The sequence below is a fragment of the Neorhizobium galegae genome (assembly GCF_021391675.1).
GTDB lineage: Bacteria > Pseudomonadota > Alphaproteobacteria > Rhizobiales > Rhizobiaceae > Neorhizobium > Neorhizobium galegae_B.
Map to the genome: position 1 here is coordinate 1,038,125 of NZ_CP090095.1, position 25,657 is coordinate 1,063,781.

The 25,657-nt window shown below is 62.2% G+C and carries 25 protein-coding genes and 1 pseudogene; 10 read left to right on the forward strand and 16 right to left on the reverse strand.

The window, feature by feature from the left end; genetic code table 11:
• Positions 1 to 31: 31 nt before the first annotated feature.
• From LZK81_RS04995 to LZK81_RS05025, 7 genes are all read left to right on the forward strand, one after another.
• Positions 32 to 1,339 carry an extracellular solute-binding protein gene (locus LZK81_RS04995; protein WP_233955379.1) on the forward strand — a complete coding sequence of 436 codons (1,308 nt, stop codon included), beginning with the start codon at positions 32 to 34 and terminating at the stop codon, positions 1,337 to 1,339.
• 120 nt (positions 1,340 to 1,459) lie between these two features.
• Complete coding sequence (locus LZK81_RS05000; RefSeq protein WP_233955380.1) at positions 1,460 to 2,347, forward strand: carbohydrate ABC transporter permease; 888 nt, start codon at positions 1,460 to 1,462, stop codon at positions 2,345 to 2,347.
• Positions 2,344 to 3,237 (forward strand): carbohydrate ABC transporter permease, encoded by an 894-nt coding sequence (locus LZK81_RS05005; protein ID WP_233955381.1) that lies wholly within the window; start codon positions 2,344 to 2,346, stop codon positions 3,235 to 3,237. Before LZK81_RS05000 ends, LZK81_RS05005 begins: the two co-directional genes overlap by 4 nt.
• Before the next feature lie 2 nt (positions 3,238 to 3,239).
• Positions 3,240 to 4,472, forward strand: coding sequence for an AGE family epimerase/isomerase (locus LZK81_RS05010; protein ID WP_233955382.1), 1,233 nt, complete (start codon positions 3,240 to 3,242; stop codon positions 4,470 to 4,472).
• A 4-nt stretch (positions 4,473 to 4,476) separates the two neighbouring features.
• A complete protein-coding gene (locus LZK81_RS05015; protein ID WP_233955383.1) occupies positions 4,477 to 5,544 on the forward strand; it encodes an ABC transporter ATP-binding protein in 1,068 nt (355 codons plus the stop codon).
• 21 nt (positions 5,545 to 5,565) lie between these two features.
• Positions 5,566 to 6,741 (forward strand): mannonate dehydratase, encoded by a 1,176-nt coding sequence (gene uxuA, locus LZK81_RS05020; protein WP_046603453.1) that lies wholly within the window; start codon positions 5,566 to 5,568, stop codon positions 6,739 to 6,741.
• A 25-nt stretch (positions 6,742 to 6,766) separates the two neighbouring features.
• Positions 6,767 to 7,768 carry a Gfo/Idh/MocA family protein gene (locus tag LZK81_RS05025; protein ID WP_046603454.1) on the forward strand — a complete coding sequence of 334 codons (1,002 nt, stop codon included), beginning with the start codon at positions 6,767 to 6,769 and terminating at the stop codon, positions 7,766 to 7,768.
• A 6-nt stretch (positions 7,769 to 7,774) separates the two neighbouring features.
• On the opposite strand, the gene LZK81_RS05030 is transcribed toward LZK81_RS05025, so the two are convergent.
• The 5 genes from LZK81_RS05030 to LZK81_RS05050 form a co-directional block, all read right to left on the reverse strand.
• The gene (locus tag LZK81_RS05030; RefSeq protein ID WP_046610988.1) at positions 7,775 to 8,089 is read right to left on the reverse strand and encodes a BrnA antitoxin family protein; all 315 of its coding nucleotides are present in this window, start codon (positions 8,087 to 8,089) and stop codon (positions 7,775 to 7,777) included.
• On the reverse strand, positions 8,086 to 8,334 hold the full coding sequence (locus LZK81_RS05035) for a BrnT family toxin (RefSeq protein WP_046625071.1): 249 nt from the start codon (positions 8,332 to 8,334) through the stop codon (positions 8,086 to 8,088). Before LZK81_RS05035 ends, LZK81_RS05030 begins: the two co-directional genes overlap by 4 nt.
• Before the next feature lie 89 nt (positions 8,335 to 8,423).
• Entirely contained in the window at positions 8,424 to 9,524 is a 1,101-nt protein-coding gene (gene ribB / locus LZK81_RS05040; RefSeq protein WP_233955384.1) for a 3,4-dihydroxy-2-butanone-4-phosphate synthase, read from the reverse strand.
• A 12-nt stretch (positions 9,525 to 9,536) separates the two neighbouring features.
• A complete protein-coding gene (aroC, locus tag LZK81_RS05045; protein WP_233955385.1) occupies positions 9,537 to 10,634 on the reverse strand; it encodes a chorismate synthase in 1,098 nt (365 codons plus the stop codon).
• A gap of 134 nt (positions 10,635 to 10,768) precedes the next feature.
• Entirely contained in the window at positions 10,769 to 13,930 is a 3,162-nt protein-coding gene (locus tag LZK81_RS05050; protein ID WP_233955386.1) for an EAL domain-containing protein, read from the reverse strand.
• A 298-nt stretch (positions 13,931 to 14,228) separates the two neighbouring features.
• On the opposite strand from LZK81_RS05050, the gene LZK81_RS05055 reads away from it, so the two are divergent.
• The gene (locus LZK81_RS05055; protein WP_037084286.1) at positions 14,229 to 14,489 is read left to right on the forward strand and encodes a DUF1344 domain-containing protein; all 261 of its coding nucleotides are present in this window, start codon (positions 14,229 to 14,231) and stop codon (positions 14,487 to 14,489) included.
• Positions 14,490 to 14,546: 57 nt separating this feature from the next.
• Here LZK81_RS05055 and LZK81_RS05060 read toward each other — a convergent pair whose 3' ends face one another.
• From LZK81_RS05060 to LZK81_RS05075, 4 genes are all read right to left on the reverse strand, one after another.
• Positions 14,547 to 15,134 (reverse strand): histidine phosphatase family protein, encoded by a 588-nt coding sequence (locus tag LZK81_RS05060; protein WP_046610984.1) that lies wholly within the window; start codon positions 15,132 to 15,134, stop codon positions 14,547 to 14,549.
• Between the two features lie 22 nt (positions 15,135 to 15,156).
• Complete coding sequence (gene fabI / locus LZK81_RS05065) at positions 15,157 to 15,975, reverse strand: enoyl-ACP reductase FabI (RefSeq protein ID WP_038584258.1); 819 nt, start codon at positions 15,973 to 15,975, stop codon at positions 15,157 to 15,159.
• Positions 15,976 to 16,126: 151 nt separating this feature from the next.
• Positions 16,127 to 17,263, reverse strand: coding sequence for a DnaJ C-terminal domain-containing protein (locus LZK81_RS05070; protein ID WP_046625074.1), 1,137 nt, complete (start codon positions 17,261 to 17,263; stop codon positions 16,127 to 16,129).
• Between the two features lie 276 nt (positions 17,264 to 17,539).
• Positions 17,540 to 17,998 (reverse strand): RT0821/Lpp0805 family surface protein, encoded by a 459-nt coding sequence (locus LZK81_RS05075; RefSeq protein WP_046603461.1) that lies wholly within the window; start codon positions 17,996 to 17,998, stop codon positions 17,540 to 17,542.
• Positions 17,999 to 18,062: 64 nt separating this feature from the next.
• On the opposite strand from LZK81_RS05075, the gene pdxH reads away from it, so the two are divergent.
• Complete coding sequence (pdxH, locus tag LZK81_RS05080) at positions 18,063 to 18,683, forward strand: pyridoxamine 5'-phosphate oxidase (protein ID WP_046603462.1); 621 nt, start codon at positions 18,063 to 18,065, stop codon at positions 18,681 to 18,683.
• A 15-nt stretch (positions 18,684 to 18,698) separates the two neighbouring features.
• Here pdxH and LZK81_RS05085 read toward each other — a convergent pair whose 3' ends face one another.
• From LZK81_RS05085 to LZK81_RS05095, 3 genes are all read right to left on the reverse strand, one after another.
• Positions 18,699 to 19,682 carry a polysaccharide deacetylase family protein gene (locus tag LZK81_RS05085; RefSeq protein ID WP_046611060.1) on the reverse strand — a complete coding sequence of 328 codons (984 nt, stop codon included), beginning with the start codon at positions 19,680 to 19,682 and terminating at the stop codon, positions 18,699 to 18,701.
• Between the two features lie 164 nt (positions 19,683 to 19,846).
• Complete coding sequence (locus tag LZK81_RS05090) at positions 19,847 to 20,638, reverse strand: sulfite exporter TauE/SafE family protein (RefSeq protein WP_046625075.1); 792 nt, start codon at positions 20,636 to 20,638, stop codon at positions 19,847 to 19,849.
• A gap of 95 nt (positions 20,639 to 20,733) precedes the next feature.
• Positions 20,734 to 21,297 carry a hypothetical protein gene (locus LZK81_RS05095; protein WP_046625076.1) on the reverse strand — a complete coding sequence of 188 codons (564 nt, stop codon included), beginning with the start codon at positions 21,295 to 21,297 and terminating at the stop codon, positions 20,734 to 20,736.
• A gap of 232 nt (positions 21,298 to 21,529) precedes the next feature.
• Here LZK81_RS05095 and LZK81_RS05100 point away from each other — a divergent pair.
• Positions 21,530 to 21,826 (forward strand): annotated as a pseudogene (locus LZK81_RS05100) (pyrophosphatase); the annotation flags it as partial.
• A 13-nt stretch (positions 21,827 to 21,839) separates the two neighbouring features.
• Here the strand turns inward: LZK81_RS05100 and LZK81_RS05105 are convergent.
• The 4 genes from LZK81_RS05105 to LZK81_RS05120 form a co-directional block, all read right to left on the reverse strand.
• Complete coding sequence (locus LZK81_RS05105) at positions 21,840 to 22,385, reverse strand: GrpB family protein (protein WP_233955388.1); 546 nt, start codon at positions 22,383 to 22,385, stop codon at positions 21,840 to 21,842.
• A gap of 6 nt (positions 22,386 to 22,391) precedes the next feature.
• Positions 22,392 to 23,807, reverse strand: coding sequence for a metalloprotease TldD (tldD, locus tag LZK81_RS05110; protein ID WP_233955390.1), 1,416 nt, complete (start codon positions 23,805 to 23,807; stop codon positions 22,392 to 22,394).
• Positions 23,808 to 23,900: 93 nt separating this feature from the next.
• Positions 23,901 to 24,671, reverse strand: a complete 771-nt coding sequence (locus tag LZK81_RS05115) for an SURF1 family protein (RefSeq protein WP_418936469.1) — start codon at positions 24,669 to 24,671, stop codon at positions 23,901 to 23,903.
• A gap of 67 nt (positions 24,672 to 24,738) precedes the next feature.
• Positions 24,739 to 25,614, reverse strand: coding sequence for a cytochrome c oxidase subunit 3 (locus LZK81_RS05120; protein ID WP_233955391.1), 876 nt, complete (start codon positions 25,612 to 25,614; stop codon positions 24,739 to 24,741).
• Positions 25,615 to 25,657: the final 43 nt, after the last annotated feature.

Consider the following 25,657-nt stretch of genomic DNA (forward strand, 5'->3'; position numbering starts at 1 on the left):
TTTTTGTCAACAACAACAAGGGAACAGGGACATGAAAAACAGATCAGCAAAGACCAGGATTTCGACCCGCGCGCTGCTTGTGAGCGCGGCATTCGGCGCAGCCCTTCTCTCGGGCGCTTCCACCGTTTCGGCCGAAACGCTGACGGTCTGGAGCGGTTATCCGGAAATGGCACCGTTCTACGAACATGTCGCGCAGGGCATGAAGGCCGCTTATCCTAAACTCGAGGTGAAGGTCGAGGCGATCGCCCTTCGCGAACATGAAAAGCGCGTCGCGCTCGGCCTTACCGGCGGCCAGGACGGCACGACGGTGATCGAGCTCTCCGGCTCGACCGCCACCCGTTACCTTGAAAACGATCTTCTGCCGGAAGCGCCGGCGGATATCTCGACCTTCGTGAAGGACCCGAAGAACTTCGACAAGTTCTTCAGCGATACTGCAGGCCAGGGCGGCAAGATCTACGGCGTGCCGCTTTTCCGCGGCCAGGGCGCGCTCTATTACAACACCGACATGTTCAAGGCTGCGGGGCTGACGGCCGCGCCGAAGACCATGGAGGAATATTCGACCTATGCCGAGAAGCTGACCAAGCGCGATGCCTCCGGCAAGGCGACGGTGTCGGGCTGGAGCATGCGTCTCTCGGGCGGTGGCCAGGGCATTGCAGAGAAATTCTGGATCAACATGCATCAATATGGCGGCGCCATCCTGGTTCCCGCAGGCGAGGGCAAGTGGAAGCCCAATTTCGCCAATGAAGCTGGCCGCAAGGCGCTGAAACAATATCTCACCAACATCTTCACCACCAAGACGGTCACCCCGGAAATGCCGGCCGATGCCGATGCCTTCGAGCGCGGCCAGACCGCCATGTTCATCCGCGAATCCTGGGTGATCGGCGACATCGCCAAAAAGGCGCCGGACCTGAAATACGCCACCGCGCCGCTGCCGAAGGGTTCCATCGCCCTGCCCACCAACCTCTATGTCGCGGGCAAGGGCGCTGATGCCAAGGTCGGCTGGGAATTCGCCAAGGCGGCCAATTCGCCGGACAACCTCGTCTGGCTGCTCCAGAACGTCGGCTGGCTGCCGAACCGTTCGGGTGTCGACTATTCGGCCGTCACGTCCAAGCAACCGGCGTTTGCTGCCTTCGTCGACTATCCGAAAGGCTACGAGTTCTTCACGCTGCCGTCGATCGGCCCGATCGAAGAGATTCTGACCCGCGTTGCCGCCCAGCTCGTCGCCGCTTTCGGCGACGCCTCGCTTGCCGGCGACGATGCCAAGATCGATGCTTTCCTCAAGAAGGCCAGCGACGAAGTGAACACCATCCTCGCCCGCGAAGGCCTGGCTGCGAAATAATCGCCGGCACCACTCGCCAATCGCATGGGCCCGGAGCATCATTGCTCCGGGCACTTAAAACGGGGATCCAGGGTCCGACCCGCGCCGCGGCCGAACCCTGCTGTCTACAGGCCAAACTTTATGCTGAAGCGCAAAAGATGGATTTTTGCGATCCTTGCGATTTTGCCGACCCTGGCAGTCTTTGCCTATGTCCGGCTTTATCCGATCGCCGACACGCTGAGGCTCAGCCTTTTCAAGTGGGACATCCTGTCGAAGAACAAGCCCTTCGTCGGCCTCGCGAATTTCCGCGAGCTGATGGGCGACCACCTGTTCATCGATGCGCTGGTCAACACGACGATCATCGCCTTCGGCGTGCTGATCCTGACCATTCCGATGGCGCTGATCATCGCCGCGCTGATCTTCCACCGCACCCGCTCGCGGATGGCGGGTTTCTACGAGACGGCGATCTTCATTCCGCATGTCGTGTCGCTGGTTCCCGCCGCCATGGCCTGGAAGTGGATCTTTGATGCCCGCCTCGGGCCGCTGAACGCGCTGCTGACCTTTTTCGGCATCCCGGCGCAATCCTGGCTGTTCGATCCGGTTCTGTCGGTCATCTGCATCATCGTGCTCTGCTCTTGGCAGGCGCTGGGTTACGCGGTGCTGATCTATATCGTCGGCTTCAAGAACCTGCCGGTCTCGCTTTATGAAGCGGCGAAGCTCGATGGCGCCTCCGGCCCGCAGAGCTTCTGGTACCTGTCGATCCCGATGCTGAAACCGATCACCCTCTATGTCTCAGTCGTAACGCTGGTTTCCGGCTTCAACGTCTACGCCCAGGCCTTCGTGCTCGCCTCCGATGCGCAAGGGGCGCCCGGACGGCAGGTGCGGGTGCTGGTTCTTGACATGCTGGAAAACAGCTTTCGCAATTACCGCGTCGGTTACGCGGCGTCCGAAGCCGTCGTGCTCCTGGTCATCGTGCTGGGGCTGACGCTCATCCAGTTCTCGACGCTGCGGGAAAGGGGCAAGGCATGACCACCAATTCTGTGAATTATATCGAGCCCACCACTGAAGAGCTGTCCGAGGGCGTGCGCCTGCGCCGCAAGAAGCGCGCAATCAACTTCGCGATCGACGTCTTCCTCATCGTCGTCTCGATCCTGATGCTCCTGCCGCTGGTCTTCCTGGTGGCGAACGCCTTCAAGACGCCCGCCGAAATGCTCTCGTGGCCGCCGACCATCATCCCGCGCGACCCGACGATTGCCAATTTCTCCGCCGTGCTCGGCGAAACGCCGCTGCTCCGCTGGATCGCCAACAGCATCGCCTTTGCGGTGATGTCGACCATCGCCATCGTCGCGACATCTGCGATTGCCGGCTACATCTTCGGAAAATTCCGCTTCCGGACGATGAACATCCTCTTCGCACTCTTCCTCGCAACCGCCATCGTGCCGTTCGAGGTCTACATGATCCCGCTCTATTTCCAGGCCAAGAGCCTCGGCATCCTCAATTCCGTCTGGGGCCTGCTGCTCGGTTATCTGGTGATGAGCTTCGGCATCTTCCTGATCCGCCAGAACGTCATCCACTCGATTCCCGACGAACTGCTGGAAGCCGCCCGCATCGATGGCGCCGGTGAGTTCTGGATCTTCCTCCACATCGTCCTGCCGCTCTTGCGCGGCGCCCTTGGAGCGCTCGCCGTCCTCGCCTTTTTCCAGGCCTGGACCGCCTTCGCCTGGCCGATGATCGTCGCGACGACCCGCACCAGTTACACGATCGAAGTGGGCTTGGCGCTGTTCCAGACCGGCTTCACCGTCGATCTCGGGCGCCTCAGCGCCGCCTCCGCCACGGTCCTCATCCCCTCCATCCTGCTCTTCGTCATCCTGCGCCGCAACTTCGTGCAGGGCGTCGCCAGCACCGGCCTCAAGGAGTGACGATGGCGATGGATTTCCTTGAAGAAGCCCGCACCACCTATGCCGCAGCCAATGCCGGCACCCTCTACTGGATGCTGCAGCGGCCGATGCTCGGCGGCGGGTTCCTGAACACCAAGCAGAACAGCCTGACACTGGACGACTATGGCGCGGAAGGCGGTGTTCGAGGTCCGGATTACACCTATGGCTGGATCCAGGGAAGGGGACTGGAAGCGGTCGTCACCCATGCCGAGTTCTTCCAGCAGGAACTGCCGCCCTTAGCTGAAAAGCTCGATGCCGCCGGCCGTCGTCTCTATGACCTGTTGGCGAACCTCCAGAAGCCGGATGGCCACGCCTATTTCTGCTACGACCGCGACATGCAGGCCGTCTATGCCGATCAGGCGAACATGCTCCAGACCCAGGAAAAGCCGGCACTGATCTACACCTATTCCGACGCCTTCGTGGCCAAGGGGCTGGTGGCCGCGGCAAGCCGCTATGGCCTGCCGGATATTACCGACCATCTCGCCTATTTCGACCGGGTGATCACTGCCATCGAAACCGGCCGTTTCCAGATGGACGAACGCCGGCCACTCTCACTCGATAGCCTCGCCGTCCAGGCCAATGATTTCGGTCCGCGCATGATCCTGCTCGGTGCAGCCGGCATGCTGAAGCGCGCCGGCCACACAGCGCATCTCGCCTTTGCCGACCGCTTCATCGCCCATGTCATCGACAGGCATTACGACGCTGCGACCGGCCTGCTCCGCAATGTGCCCGGCGAGGACAGCTGCAACGTCGGCCACGGCATCGAGTTCGTCGGCTTCGCGCTCGACTATCTCGATGACACCGCCGATCCGGCACTGATCGACAAATTGGAACGCATCCTCGTTTCTTCCTTTCGAAAGGGCTTCGTCGGTCCCGGCATCACGCTCACGGTGTCCATCAAGACCGGTGAGGCGCAGAGCCCCTATTGCCCGTGGTGGTCGCTGCCGGAAACCATCCGATCGGCAGCTCTCGCACACGAGCGCACCGGTAGCGCCGCCAGCCTCAGCGTCTGGAAGACCGCGCATGCCGCCTTCTTTGAGCGCTACTGGCGCGGCACACCGCCGATCGCCTACCAGACCATGACCAAGGACGGCCCGGTCGATTTCGTGCCCGCGACGCCGGATCTCGATCCCGGCTATCACACCGGCCTCAGCCTGCTCGCAGCCATTCACGCCGCAGATCGGTTGAAGCCTCAAACCCGAACAGTTTCAGGATAAATACATGGCTTCCGTTGAAATCCAGAACGTCCGCAAGGCCTATGGCGACTTCGAGACCATCAAGGGCGTGTCGGTCGATGTGCCGGATGGCGCCTTCGTTGTCCTCGTCGGCCCCTCCGGCTGCGGCAAGTCCACGCTGCTGCGGATGATCGCCGGGCTCGAGGATATCTCCGGCGGCACGATCCGTATCGACGGCCGCGTCATCAACGAGGTCGAGCCGAAGAACCGCGACATCGCCATGGTTTTCCAGAATTATGCGCTCTACCCGCATATGACCATTGCCGAGAACATGGGCTTCTCGCTGCGGCTCGCCAAGAAATCCAAGGAGGAGATCGCCGAGCGGGTCAACGACGCGGCGCGTATCCTGGGGCTTACCGATTACCTCAAGCGTTACCCGAAGCAACTCTCCGGCGGTCAAAGACAGCGCGTCGCCATGGGCCGCGCAATTGTCCGCAACCCCAAGGTTTTCCTGTTCGACGAACCGCTCTCCAACCTCGACGCCAAGCTGCGCGTGCAGATGCGCGCGGAACTCAAGGACATCCACGCCCGCATCAAGACGACTACCGTCTACGTCACCCACGACCAGATTGAGGCGATGACCATGGCCGACCGGATCGTGGTGATGCGGGATGGTATCGTCGAGCAGGTCGGCGCGCCGCTGGAACTCTACGACAGGCCGGTCAACACCTTCGTCGCCAGCTTCATCGGCTCGCCGTCGATGAATTTCCTGGCCGGCAAAGTGGCCGAAGATCGTAAGTCCGTGCTGACCGAAAATGGCGTCCGCCTGCCGCTCGGCCCGGAAGCTTCCGCTCCCCCCGGCACCGCGGTCATCTACGGCATCCGGCCTGAACACCTCGCCATCGCCTCCGGAAACGAGGGCATTCCGATGACCGTGACGAATATCGAGCCGACCGGTTCGGAAACCTTTGTGCAGGGCATCGTCGACGGCCAGAAATTCTCGGCGCAGCTGCGTGAGCGGCTTTTCATCAAAACCGGCGAAGTGCTTAATCTGGCGCTCGCGCCCACCAACAGCCATGTCTTCGATGCCGCCACCGGCATGCGGCTCGGCTGACAAGCATAAGGTAACAATAGGATGGAACAGACTTGGCGCTGGTTCGGACCGGACGACACGGTCAAGCTCTCGCATGTGAAACAGGCCGGCGCGACGGGGATCGTCAGCGCGCTACATCACCTCAACGACGGCCGTGCCTGGCCTGACGACGAGGTCGCCAAGCGCAAGGCGATCATCGAGGAGGCCGGGCTCACCTGGTCGGTGGTGGAAAGCATCATCGTCCACGAGGACATCAAGACCCGCACCGGCCGTTACCGCGAGCTGATCGACAACTACAAGGCGTCTATCCGCGCAGTCGCCAGGGCCGGCATCAGGACGGTCTGCTACAATTTCATGGCGATCACCGACTGGACCCGCACCGATCTCGAATACGAGATGCCGCATGGCGGCACGGCCTTGCGTTTCGATATCGTCGAATTTTGCGCCTATGACGTCTTCATCCTGAAGCGGCCCGGCGCTGAGGCCGATCATCCTGCTGACCGTATCGCCAGGGCCGAAACATGGCTGAAGACGGCGAGCGAGAGCGATCTTGCCCGGCTCGAGCGCAACCTGATCGAATGGGTGCCGGCCCGCGAATTCGTCTACGACCGGCAGAGCCTCAACCGCATGCTGGATATCTACAAGGAACTGCAGGAAGGCGGTTTCCGCGAAAACCTCTTCACGTTCCTGAACGAGATCATCCCGGTTGCCGAAGAGGCGGGCGTCAGGATGGCGATCCATCCGGACGATCCGCCGTTCCCGCTGTTTGGCCTGCCGCGCGTCGTCTGCAAAGCCTCGGATGCACGCGCGCTGCTCTCGGCCGTGAAGTCGCCCTCGAACGGCATCACGCTCTGCACCGGCTCCTATGGCGCCAATCCCGAGAACGATCTCGTCGCCATGGCGAAGGAATTTGGCCCCGACATCCATTTCGCCCACCTGCGCAACGTCACCAAGGAAGGCGACGGTTCCTTCCACGAGGCCGAGCATCTGGAGGGGGATACGGACATGGTGCGGGTCACCATGGCACTGATGGCCGAGGAAAAGCGCCGCAAGGCCGAAGGCCGGGCCGATTGGCAGATCCCGATGCGTCCCGACCACGGCCATGCGATCGTCGACGACATAGGCAGACGCGTCAATCCCGGCTATTCCTGCATCGGACGGCTGAAGGGTCTGGCGGAACTGCGCGGCATCATGCGCACGCTCGAAGTTCTCGGCTGAAAACAGATCCTGAGGGGAGGGGACGATGACGAAACTGAAAGTGGCGATGATCGGGCTAGGCATGGCAGCGGGGCACCACGCCCGCGCCCTCCTCGACCTTTCCGACCGGATCGAATGCGTCGCGGCCTTCAGCCAGACCGCCGCCCGGCGCGAGGCATTCGCCGCCGAGTACCCGATCCCGGTGACCGGTGATCTCGATGCGATCTTCGCGGACAAGACGACCGAGGCCGTGCTGATCCTCACCCCGCCGAGCAGCCATCTGGAACTCGTCCAGCGATGCGCTACGGCGAAAAAGCATATTCTATTGGAAAAACCACTCGACATTTCTTTCGAGCGCTCCGAGGCAATCGTCCGCGCCGCGACGGATGCAGGCGTGCTGCTGGCCATGGTGCTGCAGAACCGTTTCCGCTCGGCGGCTATGAAGCTCGATGAGATCGTCAGGTCCGGCCGCCTGGGACAGTTGATCGAGGCCTCCGCCGCGATCCGCAACTGGCGTCCGCAGAGCTACTACGACGTCGAGGGCCGAGGCACCATGGCGCGCGACGGCGGCGGCGTGCTGCTCACCCAGGGCATCCACACGATCGACCTGCTGCTGAGCTTCGCCGGCACGCCGACAGACGTCTCGTCCTTCGTCCGCACCAGCCCGATCCATTCGATGGAAACCGAAGACCTGGTGACGGCGACCTTCGCCTACGAAAACGGCGCGATCGGCACGCTTAACGCCACCACCTGCGCCTATCCTGGCCTGCCGGAACGCATCGAGCTGCTCGGTACCAAAGGCACCGCGGTCTTTACGGGCGCCAAGCTGGATGCGGCTTTCACGGACGGCACGACCATTACGGAGGGCGGCGAGAAATCCGGCAGCGGGGCAGGGGCCAATCCGATGGCCTTTGGCCACGAAATGCATCGGGCATTGATCGAGAATTTCGTCGATGCGATCCGCAACGGCACACCGCTGCGCGTTACCGGCGAGGATGCGCTCAAGGCTCACCGCTTCATCGCGGAAATCCTCGCCGCCAGCCGGTAGACGGTCTCAGAGCCCGGCTGCCTTGCGCAGCTCCTCGGTCATCTTGGCCCGCCAGTCCTTGCCCGTCGCCTTGAACTTTTCGAGCACGTCCGGATCGAGCCGGAGCGTGACGGCCACCTTCGGCGCCTCAAGTTTCGGCCGGCCACGGGCGGCGATCGCCTGTTCCATCTTCGCGGCCATCTCGGGGAAAACTTCCCGGAACGGCCGCATGCTCGCCATCTCTTCGGCGGTCAGTGGTGGGCTGTCGACCGCGTCCCAATCCTCTTTGGTATATCCGCGACCAGGGCGAAATTCTTTCTGTTTTTCGTGCTTGATGTTCATTCGATCATGCTCCTCTCATCTTTTCGGGCAGGGCGCATCGAAATGACCGAGATCGCTTCCGAGCCGAGCGCCAGGAATATCACGACGATCGTTCCATCCTTCAGGCGGCCGACAGCTTTGGATCTCGCCTTCTTGGCGGGTGTGGTCACCGCCGTTGCGAAGAATTCGAAATAAAGATCGGCGAAATCGAGACCATGCTTCTCGAGATTCACAATCCTCTTCGTCTCGTCCCAAATGATCTTCAATTATTATCCGTACACGAAAAATCGCCGCCCGACAACGAGCGACGATGGAACGGTCCGAAACCTTTTGCAACCCTAAGGATTGAGGGCGATCAGCAGATCACCGTTTCGGCGATCTTGATGCCGAAACCTTCGAGGCCGACATAGTGGCGCTCGCTGCGGGTCAGCAGCTTGATCGAGGTGACGCCGAGATCCTTGAGGATCTGTGCGCCGAGGCCGATTTCCAGCCATTCGCTCTCGCGGGCCTGGGCTTCGGCATGACCCTCCTGGTCCTGGCGCAGCTTGCGACCATGATCCTTCTGGCCGACGCCGACCGAACCTTCGCGCAGGTAGATGATCACGCCGCGACCCTCTTCCTCGATTTTCGCCATGTAACGATCGACCGAGCGTTGCGTGCCGAACACGTCGCGGGTGACGTTTTCGAGATGCAGGCGAACCGGAATATCGACGCCATCGCGGATGTCGCCGAAGATCACTGCCACGTGCTGCATCGGGTCCCAGGGCAGCGAATAGGCATGCGCCTTCGCCTTGCCGTGCGGCGTCTCGACGTCAAATGCCGTCTGCAGCTCGATCAGCGTTTCCTTGCGCTGGCGATAGGCGATGAGATCGGCGACGGAAACCTGCTTCAGGCCATGGTTGGCGGCAAAGTCGGTGACCTGCTGGCCACGTGTCACCGTACCGTCGTCGTTGACGAGTTCGCAGATGACGCCGATCGGTGGAAGACCGGCGAGCCTGCAGAGGTCGACGGCCGCTTCCGTATGGCCGGAGCGCATCAGCACGCCGCCTTCGCGGGCGATCAGCGGGAAGATATGGCCGGGCCGCACGAAATCGCTCGGCCCGACATTCGGATTGGCGAGATTGCGGACGGTGAGCGTCCGGTCCTCGGCGGAAATGCCGGTCGTCGTGCCGTGCTTGAAGTCGACGGTGACGGTGAAGGCGGTCGTATGTGCGCTGTCGTTTTCCGCCACCATGGCATTGAGGTTGAGGCGCTTGGCCTCCTCTCGCGGCATCGGCGCGCAGACGATGCCGGACGTGTGGCGCACGATGAAGGCCATCTTGTCAGGCGTACAGTGGACTGCGGCGACAATCAGGTCGCCTTCGTTCTCACGGTCGTCGTCGTCGGTGACGACGACGATTTCGCCGGCTTCGAATGCGCGGAGGGCGTCGACGACGCGCTTCTGATCATAGGCCATGAATGTCGTTTCCTAGAGATTTCGCCCCGTCTGGGCCCGGTCGCGGAGATAGTGGTCGGCAATTGCGCATGCAACCATCGCCTCGCCGATCGGCACCGCGCGGATGCCGACGCAGGGGTCGTGGCGGCCCTTGGTGCGCACCTCGACATTGTTGCCGTCGACGTCGATCGAGCGCTGCTCGGTAAGAATGGAGGAGGTCGGCTTGATCGCGAAGCGGGCGACCACAGCCTCGCCGGTCGAGATGCCGCCGAGAATGCCGCCTGCATGGTTGGAGAGGAATATGGGCTTGCCGTCATTGCCCATGCGCATCTCGTCGGCGTCTTCCTCGCCGGAAAGTTCTGCAACACCGAAACCGTCGCCGATCTCGACGCCCTTGACGGCGTTGATCGACATCAGAAGGCTGGCGATATCCTGATCGAGCTTGCCATAGACCGGCGCGCCGAGGCCGGCGGGCACACCTTCCGCGATAACTTCGACCACGGCGCCGATTGAGGAACCCGCCTTGCGGATGCCGTCGAGATAGTCTTCCCAGACAGGCACCATCGCGGCGTCCGGGCAGAAGAACGGGTTCTGGCCGATCTGATCCCAGTCCCAGTTGGCGCGGTCTATTTTATGCTTGCCGATCTGGATCAGCGCGGCGCGGATATTCAAGCCCGGCACGACCTTGCGGGCAAGCGCCCCGGCGGCGACGCGGGCAGCCGTCTCGCGGGCCGAGGAACGGCCACCGCCGCGATAATCGCGGATGCCGTATTTCACGTCGTAGGTATAGTCCGCATGGCCGGGACGGTAGCGGCGGGCGATCTCGCCGTAATCCTTGGAGCGCTGGTCGGTATTCTCGATCAGCATCGAGATCGGCGTGCCGGTCGAGATCATCGTCTCGCCGTCAGCGTCCAGCATCACGCCGGAGAGCACCTTGACGATGTCGTCCTCGCGCCGCTGCGTCACGAACCGGGACTGTCCGGGCTTGCGCTTGTCCATCCAGGCCTGGATTTCCGCAAGCGTGAAACGGACGCCGGGCGGGCAGCCGTCGACCACGCAGCCGAGGGCCGGGCCATGGCTTTCACCCCAGGTGGTGACGCGGAAAAGGTGACCGAACGTGTTGTGCGACATGGCGTTACAGGACCAGCTGTGGCGGAGCTGGCCTTCCGCCAACTTCTGACGCGGTTGTCATATGGAAAAGGTTGCCGGGCGACAAGTGTTTCTTGGCAGAACGATCACACCCGCCAAGCTGAACAATAGTGGCTCTAGGCGGCGGCCTTGCGCCAGCCTCGGTTCGCGGCTGCGGTGAAATCGTCGAAGGAAAGCGGCCGGGCGAAGGCATAACCCTGCAGCAGGTCGCAGCCGAGTTCGCGCAGAAGGCTCGCATGCTGCATGGTCTCGACCCCCTCCGCCACCGTTTCGACGCCGAGCGAACGGGCGATGTCGATGATCGAGCGTACCAGCGCCCGTTCCTGCGGCGAGGTCAGGATCGGCATCACGAGCTGCCGGTCGATCTTCAGCCGCTTCGGCTTCAGCTTCAGAAGGCTGACGATCGAGGTATGGCCGGTGCCGAAATCGTCGATCTCGATATCGATGCCAAGTTCCTTGATCCGCTGCAGATTGCCGGCCGCCGACGCTTCACTCTCGTCGAGGAAGATCGATTCCACCAGTTCGAAGGAAATCTCGCCGGGCACGATCGCCAGTGTCTGCAGCGTGTCGATCAGCGCTTCGTCATGGAGGCGTTTCGAGGAGACGTTGACGGAAACCTTCGGTATCCGGATGCCCAGCGCTGCCCAGCGCATCTTGTCCTTCAAAACCGTCTGGAGCACGATGTGGTCGAGCGCGGCGGACACATTGAGGTCCTCGGCAATCTTCAGGAACCGGTCGGGCGCAAGAATTCCGTGATGTGGATGGTTCCAGCGGATCAGCGCCTCGACACCGGTGAGCTGGTTGGTGCGGGCATCGAACTGCGGCTGGTAGAAGGCGATGAATTCGTCGTTGTCGATGCCGGCCAGCACCTCGTCAGCGGTGCGCTTGTGGCTGACGATCTCGGCCTGCAGGTTCTGCGTAAAGAATTCGTATCGGTTGCGGCCCATGCCCTTGGCCCGGTAGAGCGCGATATCGGCATTGACGAGAGTACGGCGCGCATCGACATTCATGCCGCTTGCCTGGGCGATGCCGATGGATACGCCGCAGCGGCAGGCAAAACCTTCGAAATCGATCGGCTGGTGAAATTCCGCGATGATGCGCTGGGCGAGCTGGCCTATCTCTTCGGCGCTGGAATTGCCGGTGGCGAGGATCACGAATTCGTCGCCGCCGATACGTGCGACGATATCGCTGCCGCGGACGTTGCGCGACAGGATGCGCGAGGCGTGCACGAGCATCGCGTCGCCGGCCGCATGGCCGAGCGTGTCGTTGATCTGCTTGAAGCGGTCGAGATCGAGATGCAGGATCGAGAATTTCTGGCGCTCGGTATGGCTGGAGCGCGACAGCCGGTCGAGTTCCATGTCGAGCTTGCGGCGGTTGGCCAGCAGTGTCAGCGGGTCATGCAGGGAATTGTGCTCGATCCGGCTTTTGGCGAGTTCGAGTTCTGCATTCTTCGCGTCGGCCTCGTCCTTGGCGGCCTTGAGTTCCCTGGTCAGGATGGCGTCCTGGGTGACGTCGAAGGCGATGCCGACCACCTTCTTGGATCCGTCGCGCGTCTTATGCATCTTGCCGATGGAGCGGATGTAGCGGATCGAGCCATCCGGCTGGGGCACGCGCACGACCAGCGGATCCGGCCGGAAGTTCTCGGTGAAATGATAGGAACTGAGCTTGGCGAGTTCCCGGTCGTCGGGATGGATGAGCTCGATCCAGTCATCGACCCGGACGAAGCCGTTGGTAAAGGGGATGCCGTGCAGCTGGCACATGCGGGCATCCCAGGTATCGACCCGGGTTGCCGGGTTCGATTCCCAGATGCCGCAATTATAGGAGTCGAGCGCGAGGTCGAGCTTGGTCGACAGCTCTTCCAGGTCCTGCTCGCGGTTCGACAGTTCATCGAGCGCCAACTCCAGTTCGGCGTTCTTGATGTCGGTATTTTCCTTGGCGTTGCGCAGGGTCTGCGTCATCACAACGTCGCCGGTGACGTCCCAGACAATCCCGGTGGTGCGCAGCGTACCGTCGGCATTGCGATAGTTCGCACCCGCCGACCTCAGGTATCGCAGCGTGCCGTCCGGCAACTGCACCCGATAGGTCTCGCTGCAAGGCGTGTTGCTGGAGGCGCAGTCGACGAAATGCGTCTCCGCCGCCGTCCGATCGGGCGGATAGATCGATCCGAGCCAGTCGTAGAGACGATTGCCCTCGCTGGCCGCCGGCTTGTCGTGCAACCCGGCGGCTCGGTTGTCCCAGAAGAGACTGTTGCTGTTGCCGGTCACTTCCCAGATGCCGATATTGGAGGCTTCCATGGCAAGGTTGAAGCGTTGCGACAGCTCGATCAGATTGAGTTCACGCGCCTTCAGCGCGTCGATGTTGCGGTTGCGCTCCGAGATCAGCGAGGTGGCGATGAAGATCGGCACGATCACCGCGAGTGCGGCAATCACGAGGGCGAGGCGGATCCCGAGCTGGTTGGGCGGCACGATGTCCCAGCCGGAACGAGGGGCGGCGAGCAGCGTCCAGTTGGCACCGCCGATCGGCACCGCCCATTTCATCGGAGACTGGTCCTCGATGGAATCATTGCCGAAGAAGGCGAAATATTCCGGCCTGTCCGCGTCCCGCAAGACGACGTTCAGCCACTCGAGATTGATCAGGTTCGGTTTCGTCGCCGTGGCGGGGGAGAAGGTGACGCCGGAAGCCTCCATCAGGCCCTGCTTGTCGATCAGCACGGCGATGGCGCCCCACAGGTCGGTGCCGTCCTCTTCCTTCGGCACCGGCACGACCAGGGTCAGGTGTCCCTCCTGGCTGCCGCTCAGCAGTGATACACGGTTCCGGCCGCTGACGGATTTCAGGTCGTCTGCGAGGCGCGGAATATCGATCTTGCCGATCTTGCGTGGCGTACCGCCGGCAATGCCGTCGCGGGTAATCACTTGGGCAAACTCGAAATTGGGTGCGACCGCGATGCCGGCAAAATGGGTCGCCTCGCCAAGTTCCTTATCGACGTAATGCTTGAACTGATCCGCCGAGCCCTCGGCGTCTTCCCTCAGGGCGTGAGCCAGATGGCCGGCGGCAGCGGTGTCGGTCTCCACGCGTGCAATGAGCCGCCGCGCCAACAGGCCGGCAACTTTTTCCGTCGTCGCGCGAAGCTCGCTGCGAAAACCCTCGGTGTAACGCTGGTCGATGATCACGCCGGTCGAGATCACCGTAAGGGCGATAACGAATGCGATTGCTGTCGGGGTCTTGGTGCTGCGCGCCAGGCGCAGTGACTTGGAACCGGACGACGGCCAGAATTTCACGCGCGCAAACCTTCTTATTAACCGCTGTGGCATGACGGAACAGCCTATGGGGCGGGGGTTAATTTACGCTTTCACCCCACCCTACAAACTTTGGCGCGATTTATTGTACGAATACTTTGAATAATTTCGCGGACGGGTCTGACCCGGCTCCAACGTGGCGCCAGGTTCGCGAAAAGCGTTAACTATCAGCTCATTACTTATACGGAAAATGTCATGGTGCCGGGCGATTTTCGCCACAATCAGCAGGCTATCTGTGCGTCGAAACGAGACATCACCGACCTCATCAAGGCTTCCGACCATGCGCATCCTGATTGCTGCTCTGCTTGCCACGGCCAGCGTCTTTTCGCCCCTCAACAGCTGGGCGCAAAGTGCCGACGTCGAAGCCACGATCAAGGCCGTGGACGCGAAGGCGCTCAACTTCACGCTCGACGACGGAAAGACCTACAAGGTGCCCGAGGAGTTCAATTTCGAAGGCTTGAAGGCCGGCGTCAAGGTGCTCGTCTTCTACACGGTCGTCGATGGCAACCGCGTCGTCGACGATCTCCAGATCGTTCAGTAATATTCCATAGTTAGCGAAGTATAATTTAGAATATCCGCTGCGTCGTGCCGGCGCAGATCAGAGCCATTGCATCCGGTTGTAGCGGGTATCGACCTCGAGGATGCGATCCTGCGGGGTCGGAACGGTGGCGGCCTCGTCCTCGTCGAGGTTGCCGATCAGCCGGAAGAGCGAGCGGATCACCCCGCCATGGCTGACGCAGACGGTCGGACCTTCAACGGACTGCAGCCAGGCGCCGATCCGCCAGCAGAGAATCTCATAGCTCTCGGCAGAGATGCCCGGCGGGATGAAGCTCCACTTCTGCTCGGCGCGGGCGGCGAGCCGGTCCGGAGAAATCTGGCCGATCTCCTCGAGCGTATGACCCTCCCAGTCGCCGAAGGAGACTTCGACCAACCGCTCGTCGGTTTCGTAAGCGAGGGGATCGAGGCCCATGGCGGTTCGCAGCCGTTCCATGGTTTCGCGGGTACGCGACAGAGGGCTGGCGATGAAGCGGAAACCGTCCGCCGCGCCGATCATCTCGCGCAGCCGTTCGCCGTTCCGCGTTGCCTGGGAACGGCCGAGCGCATTGAGCGGAATGTCCTGCTGGCCCTGGAGCCGGCCTTCGGCATTCCAGTCCGTCTGCCCGTGGCGGATCATGTAGATGAGCACGGCAGACGTCCCTGGAAGAGCATCAGTCCTTGATGACCGAAATGTCCGGCGCATCGACGGCCTTCATGCCGACGACATGGTAACCGCTATCGGCATGATGGGTTTCGCCGGTGACGGAGCGCGACAGGTCGGACAGCATGTAGAGGCCGACATCGCCCACTTCCTCGATGGTGACGGTACGGCGCAGCGGCGCATTGTATTCGTTCCATTTGAGGATGTAGCGGAAGTCGCCGATGCCGGAAGCGGCAAGCGTCTTGATCGGGCCGGCCGAGATCGCGTTGACGCGGATGTTCTTCGGACCCAGATCGACGGCGAGATACTTGACGCTGGCTTCGAGTGCCGCCTTGGCAACGCCCATGACGTTGTAGTTCGGCATGACCTTTTCGGCGCCATAATAGGTGAGGGTCAGCATCGAGCCGCCGTCGGTCATCAGCTTTTCCGCCCGCCTTGCGACTGACGTAAAGGAGTAGACCGAGATCTGCATCGTCTTGGCGAAATTGTCCGCCGAGGTGTCGACGTAACGGCCGGTCAGCTCGTCCTTGTCGGAAAAGCCGATCGCATGCACCAGGAAGTCGATCTTGCCCCAGTGCTTTTCGAGATTGGCGAAGACTTCGTCTATGGTCGATTCGTCGCCGACGTCGCAATGGCCGGCCATGTAGGCGCCAAGTTCTGCGGCAAGCGGCTCAACGCGCTTCTTGAGTGCATCGCCCTGGTAGGTGAACGCAACTTCCCCGCCATGCTGGTGGATAGCCTTGGCAATGCCCCACGCGATCGAACGGTTGTTGGCAACGCCCATGATGAGACCGCGTTTGCCTGCCATGAGGCCGGAAGCCTGAACCATACATAGTCCCCTGATACCTTAGATGAACGCTGCCTATGACATAGGCGGCTCAAGGGTTCAAGCAGACTTGGATCATCTCGTGTTAGTGGCCGTAACAAAGGGTGCGTTGCGGTGAATACCGACGCAAAACTGTCATATTCGGCGGTGCTCGTCAGACATACAGCCCGTGACGCATGTGCCGCATCAGGTCGGTGACCTTTTCGTTCGGCTTTTCCCACAGGACGACGCGCAGTTCGACGACGAGATCGCCGCGGCCGCCGGCATCGTCGTGAAGGCCAAGGCCGTTCAGCCGGACCGTCTGGTCGGAACCGGACCATGCCGGAATGCTGATGTTGCGGTTGCCTTCCGGCGTTTCGACCGACGCGTCGCCGCCAAGCACCGCGTCTTCGAGCGAAATCGACAAGGTCGTGTGAAGATTGAAACCTTCGACGCGGAAACGACTGTCGCGGGAAACTTTGATCGAGGCGAGAAGATCGCCGGATTTCATGCCGGCGAGCTTGAGGCCCTGGCCCTTGAGTCGCGCCACATGGCCTTCCGTCATGCCTCTTTCCAGCACAAGGCGGACTTCGCGGTCGTCGGCCATCTTCAGCGTGACCGCGTTGAGCTTCAGGAGGTCCTCCACGGTCACCGTTGCCTCGACGGAAATATCCGGAGCCTTTTCGGGAGCAGGCGTCGTGCCGCGGAAGCGGCGCACGATGGAGGCGATCAGGTCTATGGCGAGGGCCGGCAGGGGCGGTCTTTCGCCGCCGGATACATCTGCCTTGGCCGTTTCCGCCGAATCGCCGTTCGCCGGCGCCGGGCCGCCCGTGTGAGATTTTGCGTGGTCGGCTGCCGTGGCGCCGAAAATGCGCTCGATCATGTCCTCGGGCGTTTCGCCTGCCGGGCCGGACTGGTTCTGGGGATGAGCCTGAGATTGGGCCTGGGACTGCGATTGGCCGCGAGCCTGCGCCTGCGCTTTGGCGTTTTGCGCATCGGTCTTGGCGAGTTCTTCCATGACCTTTTCGGCATTGGCCTTTGCGGCCTTGGCGCGCTCGGCGGCTTCGCGGGCGGCATTGCGCTGCTGCATGATGGTCTGGTGCATCTCGGCGGCCCTGTCGTATCGCTTGCGGCGCTCGGGGTCCTTCAGGACCTCGTAGGCCTGGCCGATCTCTGCGAAACGGCTCGTCGCAGACGGATCGTCCTGGTTCTGGTCGGGATGAACGGTCTTGGCCTTGGCGCGCCAGGCTGCCTTGATTTCGTCGGGCTCGGCATTACGCTTCACGCCGAGAAGAGAATAGGGATCACGCATTGTGGGACCACCGGTTACTTGAAACGGCAGGCCCCCGCTTGATCCTTGGACCCCCGATACTCGTCACAACTCCGACAGTCGTCCGCCGGTTCCTCATGTCCCGGTCAGATTACTGCTCACATCCGGAGAGCCTATGTTAGGACTTGTGAATCAGTGGTTACGCGGCCGCCAGTCGTAGTCATTAAGGTAAACGAATGGTTTCCGGCGGTTTTCACGGAAACGCCTGAAACGGATTTCGCAGCGCGTTGGTTTTTCGGGGGAAGGCGCGGACCGCGACTACTGGCGGTCGAAGGCCGTCAGCATCCAGTCGCCGCTGCCGGTCAGGCAGGTCTGGCCGGAGAACATGGCGATACCCTCGTAAGAATGCCGCGTGGTGGTGAAGGCGCGGCAGATCTGCTCGCCGTTGCGGGCCTCGCGGATCTGCGAGACGACGCCGGCGCTGCCGGTCGTGGTATTCGCCCACGGAACCGAAGCTGTGCCGACCTTCGCAAGATCGGCCGAGGAGACAGCGTTACGCACCGTCGCCTCGTCGGAAAGCGTGGCGCCGGTGTGCGGCGGCGTACCCGGCACGGTGCCGGTCGCGATCGAGCGGTCGACTTTCGGGGAGCTTCCGAAGAGATCGAGGCTGCTGGTACAGCCGGCAAGCGAAAGCCCTGCAAGGCAGAGGGCGGCTGCCCGTCTGCCGAGGAGAAACGACCTCTTTGTGCGGCTCTTCGACTTTGCTATCACTACCACCGTGCGTCCTGTCCGACGGAAAAACTCGGGCAATTTTCATGAGATTGGGAGTATTTTAGTCAATATGTCTGAGAGCGGGTTAACAACTGGTGACTTCACCGCCGAGAATGAGCCTTTCGCGCTTTTCGGCACCTGGCTGAAGGATGCCGAGAGCTCCGAACCCAACGATCCGAATGCCGTTGCGGTTGCGACCGTCGACGAAAACGGCATGCCGAACGTTCGCATGGTCCTGTTGAAGGGATATGACGAGAACGGTTTCGTCTTCTACACCAATTTCGAAAGCCAGAAGGGCCGCGAGATCCTCGGCCAGAAAAAGGCGGCGATGTGCTTCCACTGGAAATCGCTGCGCCGCCAGGTTCGCCTGCGCGGCGAGGTGGAGGTGGTGAGCGACGCGGAGGCGGATGCCTATTACGCCTCTCGCGCCCGCGGCAGCCGCATCGGCGCCTGGGCGTCGAAACAGTCCCGCCCGCTCGAAACCCGATTCGCGCTCGAAAAATCGGTAGCTGAATACACCGCCCGTTACGCGATCGGCGACATTCCGCGCCCGCCCCACTGGTCCGGGTTCCGCATCAAGCCGGTGTCGATCGAGTTCTGGCACGACCGCCAGTTCCGCCTGCACGACCGCATCGAATTCCGCCGCACCGTCGCCGACGGCCCATGGGAAAAGGTGCGGATGTATCCGTAGAGGGAAGGGCGGGCTTCACCGCCCGATCGCGAAGGGGATGCCCGATGCGAGTGCTGAGACGTAGCGCGGCTGCTGGTAATAGCCGTTGAGCGAGATGCGCGGCAGGCCGGTGAGCCTGTTCACGCATCTGGCGCAGAGCGTGCCGGGCTGCGTCGTCACCGCGACCGAAAAGCCGATCTCCTTGGCAATCGCGTAGTCGCGTTCGGAAACCGCGGCACGGCTGCCATAGGGATAGGCGATCGTGGCCGGGCGTTCGCCGGTCAAAGCCTCGATCCAGTCGGCGGACTGTTCCATTTCCGCGCGGGCGTCTTCCGCCGAAAGCCGGGCGACGGCCCGGTGGCTCGTCGTATGGGCGCCGAGCGAAGCCAGCGGATGGGCGGCGACCGAGCGGAGCTCTTCGGCATTCATCGTGAGGTCGGCGGTGATCTTCAGCGGATCGACGCCGTGTTTTCTCGCCAGCGCATCGATCCGCGAGACGGCGGTGGATTCCTCGACTTCGAGGACATAGCTGGAAAACCGGTCGAAGGCGTCGAACTTGCGGGCTTCGGAGGTGAGGTCGAGGATTTCAGGCCCGCCGCCGAAATCGAAGGTCACTTCCCGCTCGCGGCCGAGCAACTCGGCGACAGTCTCCCACCAGAGTGAATGGGTCCGCTCTGCAAATCCGCGGGTGACGAAGATGGTGAAGGGCACGCCGTGGCGCGCAAACACCGGCAGGGCGTATTCGGCGTTGTTGCGATAACCGTCATCGAGCGTGAAGGCCGCGAACGGCTGTTTGGTCGGGGCGGCAAGCCGTGCCGGCACGTCGCTCAAGGGGATGAATTCGTAACCTTCGGCGGAGAGTCGTTCGATCGCTTCGCCGAGGAAATCCGGCGTCACTTCCAGATGGCCGCTCGGCTGCAGCGGCCGGCTCTGTTTCGGCCGCACGTGGTGGAGCGTGAATATGGCGCCGTGGCCGCGGGCATTGGGCATCATCCCGGCACGCGCAAGTGCGGCAGCCATATCGAGGCCGCCAGCGACAAGCCGGCGTTTGACATCCCGGCGCCAAAGCGCCTGAAACCTCTCCCTGGTATTCCCCACCGCGATCACGCCCACGTTACTTCGGTGAGGCCGACCCTACTCTCGGACGAGTTAAGTCTTGCTGAATAATCCGCGCTTAATCCTGCTCAGGGCCGCAGCGCGTCGAAAAGCGGCAGGCTGACGATCGCCGCCATGGCGATCAGCAGGAAGCAGATGCGCCGAAAGGTGCCTTCGGAGGCAAATCCGAACAGTTTCGAACCGGCGATCACGCCGAGGCCGTAACCCGGCCCGGCGATCAGTGCGAGCGCAAGAACGTCGAGGGTCAAAAGGTGGCCGACGATATAGGCGATGGCGGAAATCACCGTCGAGAGCGCGAAATAGAGGATGAGATTGGCGCGCACGGTGAGCGGCGGAATGGCGCCGCCGAGCCAGTAGGCGACGACGGGCGGACCGGAGAGTTGTGCGGCACCGCCGAAGAGGCCGGCAAGCGCGCCGACGCCGATCGTCAGCGGCGTCTTCGGTTTGCCATGGTAACGCCAGCCGGAAATCAGGAAGATCAGCAGGCAGAGCACAACGACCGAGATCAGCCAGCGCAGCGCCGTCGGATCGATCACCGCCAGCAGCGTCGTGCCCACCGGCACGCCGATCAGCGTCCCGATCAGCATCGTGCCCACCTCGCGGCGGTTGGCGCGCTTCCAGCCGTCCGGCACCATGCCGAGCGTCGTCACCCCGTCGATGACCAGCAGCAGGGCAGGGGCGATCTTCGGCCCGACGGCAGCACCGGCGAGCGGAACGAAGATCAACGCACCGCCGAAACCGGAAAACCCGCGCGCCAGCCCGGCAATCAACGCCGAGAGGAAAAGAAAGACGAGCTGCGCCGGCCCATGGCCCGGAATCCATGCGTCCAGGAAAGCGGAAATCGGATTGGCGGAGTCCATGGAAAATGCCGTGATGCGGATGGGATCGGATGACCCGCACCTGCCGGGATTTGGGTGAGGTGTCAAGCCTGGGTCCGGCGACTATGGCCTGACGCTCAGCTTACTCCTCGATACCGGTCCACGACGAGGAATGAAAAGTGGGTTGGCCCGGGGGGGCCTGAATCCTCATCCGGCGTGCTGCCAAACTTTTTGTGGTAGCGTTTCATCAGCGCCAATAGATCGTCGGTCTTGATATTTCCCAGTAAAGCGGGAGATATTACCAAGCTCTGAGGGACTGAGCCTCCGTGGCTTGCCTTTGTGACCTGGGAACGTGTTTCGGGGTCGAGGCTGCCGCGTGAAATCACGGCGATATTTTTGGGCGAGCCATATTCTCCAAAAAGCGTGATTTGCGAGACCACCGTCCAAGGCAATACCTGCGGCATCGTGGCGGGCATCCAAATTCCATCGGGAGATATAATAAGGACCGCTTTTTGGAGGTTCATCCGGGGCACGCAAAATATCGCAAAGCTGCTGCAGCCGACCACAAGTGGGATGAGGATGACGGCCCGTGTGAGCGGCGCGAGACCCTCACGGCCAGCAAAAACGATCTCCACCAGCTGAAACAGACAATAAGACAAGACTATGCCGCAGCCGACGGCGAGAACATAAAACACGCGCACCGAATGAATTTGAGCTCGGCATGCTCTGAGCTGGCACTTTCGATCATCTGTTCTCCCCCGGCCTCCAAGCAAAAAGGACGGCCACAGTTATCATGGGATCGTCAACCACTGGTTATTTCTCTCCGTTCGATATCAATTTGGCGTGTAGACATCGAGGCAGGCGAGCAGGGAAGGACCCTCTGGACACGGCGCGGGAATCGGCATTCTCCTGTGGATACAAAAGGAGAACGCCATGCTGGGCAAACTTACCGAACAATTCGAGGCCGCATCCGCAACCTATGCCGAAACCCACGGAATGATCCGTGATCCCGACTGGTTTCTCCTGAAGCTGCAGGAGGAGATGGGCGAATTGACCCAGGCCTGGAACCGCACAACCGGCCGCGGTCGAAAGAAGGGCAGGAGCGACGAGGATCTCAGCCGCGACCTCGCCGACGAGACGGCCGATCTCCTCGGCCACGTCCTGCTCTTTGCCCGCACAAACCGGCTCGATCTCGCATCGGCGATCGAGCGGAAATGGCTGTTTAGGCCGGATGAGGGTGAGTTTACTGCCCGCCGTCCCTCACCGGCAATTTCAGGACGAGAGTTTCGACCGATGCGGCCGTTCCGATGGCGGCTCGGATGAATTCGCTTTTGGCGGACGTGTAGCTGTCTCCATCAAGCCGGAATTCTAAGGCAAGTTTGTATTTCAGCCCCTCGTACTGGACCGCCAGATCGGCATTGGCTCTCAGTCTGTCGCGAAAGAGCATTCGTTTCCGATGGGTCTCGTTGTCCGGCGGGCAGAGATAGACGCGCTGTCCCGGCTCTCCGCGGAGCAGAAACGCCCAGACGCCGTCGCCATGCCTTGAGCCGCGCGGTTCGTATCCCCAGGAATGAAGATGGCCGGAGGCGGCCGGCATGTCGGCGGCCGAGCGCAGCGTCGCGTCGATATCAATCAGCGGCTTGGCGGCTAGACCCGGAACGGCCGTGCTGCCGACATGGTCGATCGACACGACCAAGTCACCAAGAAGCGCCGCAAGCCTAAGCGCCGCCTCCGCGAAACATGCCGGCCAGGAAGGGTCGTAATCGACGATCTCGACCGGTGTTGGCATCAGGCCTTACGCCTTCGTCCCGCCCACCGTCACCTGGTCCATCCGCAGATGCGGCTGGCCGACGCCCACGGGGACCCATTGGCCGCCCTTGCCGCAATTGCCGATGCCGGTGTCGAGCTTCATGTCGTTGCCGACCATCGAGACACGGCGCATCGCATCCGGGCCGTTGCCGATCAGCATCGCGCCCTTGATTGCCGGACCGATCCTGCCGTTCTCGATCATGTAGGCCTCGGTGCAGCCGAACACGAACTTGCCGGAGGTGATGTCCACCTGGCCGCCGCCGAAGGAGACGGCGTAGATGCCCTTCTTGACCGAGGCGATGATCTCTTCCGGCGTCTTGTCGCCGCCGAGCATGTAGGTATTGGTCATCCGCGGCATCGGCGTATAGGCGTAACCCTGGCGGCGGCCGTTGCCGGTCGGTTGGACGCCCATCAGCCGGGCGTTCTGGCGATCCTGCATGTAACCGACAAGCTTGCCGTTCTCGATCAGCACGTTATAGGCGGACGGCGTGCCTTCGTCGTCGATCGTGATCGAGCCGCGGCGGTTGTCGATCGTCCCGTCATCGACGACAGTAACGCCGGGGGCCGCGACCATCTCACCCAGAAGCCCGGCAAAGGCCGATGTCTTCTTGCGGTTGAAATCGCCTTCCAGCCCGTGGCCGACCGCCTCGTGCAGCATCACGCCCGGCCAGCCGGAGCCGAGCACGACATCCATCGTGCCCGCCGGCGCGTCGATTGCGGAGAGATTGACGAGCGCCTGGCGCAGCGCCTCGTCGGCGCCGGTCTGCCAGTTGCCTTCCGTGACGAAATCGCCGAAGCCGATGCGGCCGCCGGTGCCGAACGAACCGCTCTCCTGCCGGTCGCCGTCACCGACGACGACGGAAATGTTGATGCGGGTCATCGGGCGGATATCCTGCACCCGGTGTCCGTCGGCGCGCAGGATGTCGACCACCTGCCAGCTTGCCGAAACGGTGGCCGTCACCTGCCGCACCTTGTCGTCCTTGGAGCGCAGATAGGCGTCGATATCGGTCAGCAGCTTGACCTTCTCCTCGAAGCTGGGGCTGCCGATCGGGTTCTCGTCGCCGTAATATTTCTTGTTGGTGCGCTGCGGAGCGGCCGTATAGGAACCGGAATAACCGGCGGTGACGGCCCGCACCGCATCCGAGGCGCGGGACAGCGCTGCCGACGAAAGCTCGCCTGCATGGGCATAACCGACCGCTTCGCCGGCGACCGAGCGCAGTCCGAACCCCTGGTCGGTGTTGAACGAACCGCCCTTGAGGCGGCCGTTGTCGAAGGTCAGCGATTCCGCCTGGGCATGTTCCACGAAAAGCTCGCCGTCATCGGCGCCGGTAAGCGCCTCGGAGAGGATCGAGCGCAGCTTGGTCTCGTCGCAGTCGAAAAGGTTGAGAAGGTCGGTGTTCATGAGTGCTCCTTCGGCGCTACCCTGTGAAGACGCGCGCTCTGCTCCAACCGATGTAGGTCCGGGGAGGGACCGAAGCAAGCCTATCCTGCGGGCTCAGGCGCGTTTGCGGCGGAAGATCATGCCGATGACGACCGCAACGAGGGCTGCGGCAAGGCCGTACCAGGTCACGGCATATTGGAGGTGGCTGTTCGGCAGGTCGAACTGGGTGACGCCGCCCTTGGGCCAGCCGCCCGGATTGACGATCGACCCATCGGCATCCACGAAGAACTGCACGACCTTCGACGCCTCGATACCGGTGGTCGAGGCCATGGCATCGAGATCCTTCCAGTAGAAGATGTTCTTGGCGAGATCGTTGTCCGGAACGATCGAGGACGGCTTTTCCCCAAGCCGCACCCGCGCATATCCGGTGACGGTCTGCGGGCCGGCAACTTCCCCGGCGGTACGGGTTTTCTGGTCCTTCATTTCATAGGGCACGAAACCGCGGTTGACGAACAGGATGCGGCCGTCGGCAAGCGTCATCGGGGTGTAGACGTAAAAACCGGTCTGGCCTCCGAAGGTCGCGAAGAAATGTCGCTCGCTGGCGTGGTCGAACGTGCCCGTGATCGATACCCGGCGGTATTCGATATCGCCGCCGGATTTCCGGATCGACTCGATATCGGAGAGCTGGACGGGTGCCGCCGCCCGCCGCTGGGCGATATCGGCAAGCAGGCCCTCCTTCCAATGCAGCCGCTCCACCTGCCAGGTGCCGAGCGACAGCAAGATGGCGAGCGCCGCCAGCACCACGACGGCGGTCGCGATCATCCGGCCACCGCCGCGGGCGGGCGTTTCATCGGATGCGGCTTGGGTGGGTGCCTTGGTCGCCATTCGTTCCAGTCCTCAAAAAGCAGAAGGGCGGCTTATCGCCGCCCTCCCGGAATTCATGTCCCCTGGCTCAATGGGCGAGCGGTGCGCCCCAGCCACCCCAGATGTAGATGGCGAAGAACAGGAACAGCCACACCACGTCGACGAAGTGCCAGTACCAGGCGGCGGCTTCAAAGCCGAAATGCTGGGTGGGCGTGAAACCGCCGTTGATGGCGCGCAGCAGGCAGACAGCCAGGAAGATCGTGCCGACCAGGACGTGGAAACCGTGGAAACCGGTCGCCATGAAGAAGGTAGCCCCGTAGATCGAGTTCGAGAAGGCGAACGGGGCATGGATATATTCGTAAGCCTGGACGCATGAGAACAGGATGCCGAGTGCTACGGTGAGCGCCAGACCGGTGATCAGGCCCTTGCGGTCGCCGTGCAGCAGCGCGTGGTGAGCCCAGGTGACGCAGGTGCCGGACAGAAGCAGGATGATCGTGTTGTAGATCGGCAGGTGCCAGGGATCGAGCACCTCGACGCCCTTCGGCGGCCACTGACCGCCGAGAAACTCGACGCGGCTCGCCTGGATCGCCTCGTTGGCGTAGAGGCTGGCATCGAAAAATGCCCAGAACCAGGCGACGAAGAACATCACTTCGGAAGCGATGAACATGATCATGCCGTAGCGCAGGTGCAGCGAGACCACGCGGGTATGAGCGCCTGAATTGCCTTCCTTGATCGTGTCCGACCACCAGCCGATCATCGTGTAAAGGATGATCGCCAGGCCGATGTAGAAGATCCACGGGGTCGCAAGGTCCAGACCGAAGATATGGAACTGGCCGCCATGCAGGTAACGCATGTAGCCGACGCCGCCGAAGGTCATGACGAAGGCGCCGATCGAGGCCAGGATCGGCCACGGGCTCGGATCGATGATGTGGTAGTCGTGATTTTTCTGATGCGCGTCGGCCATGTCAGAATCCCCGGATGAATGCCTGCTCCGCCGGAAAACCGGC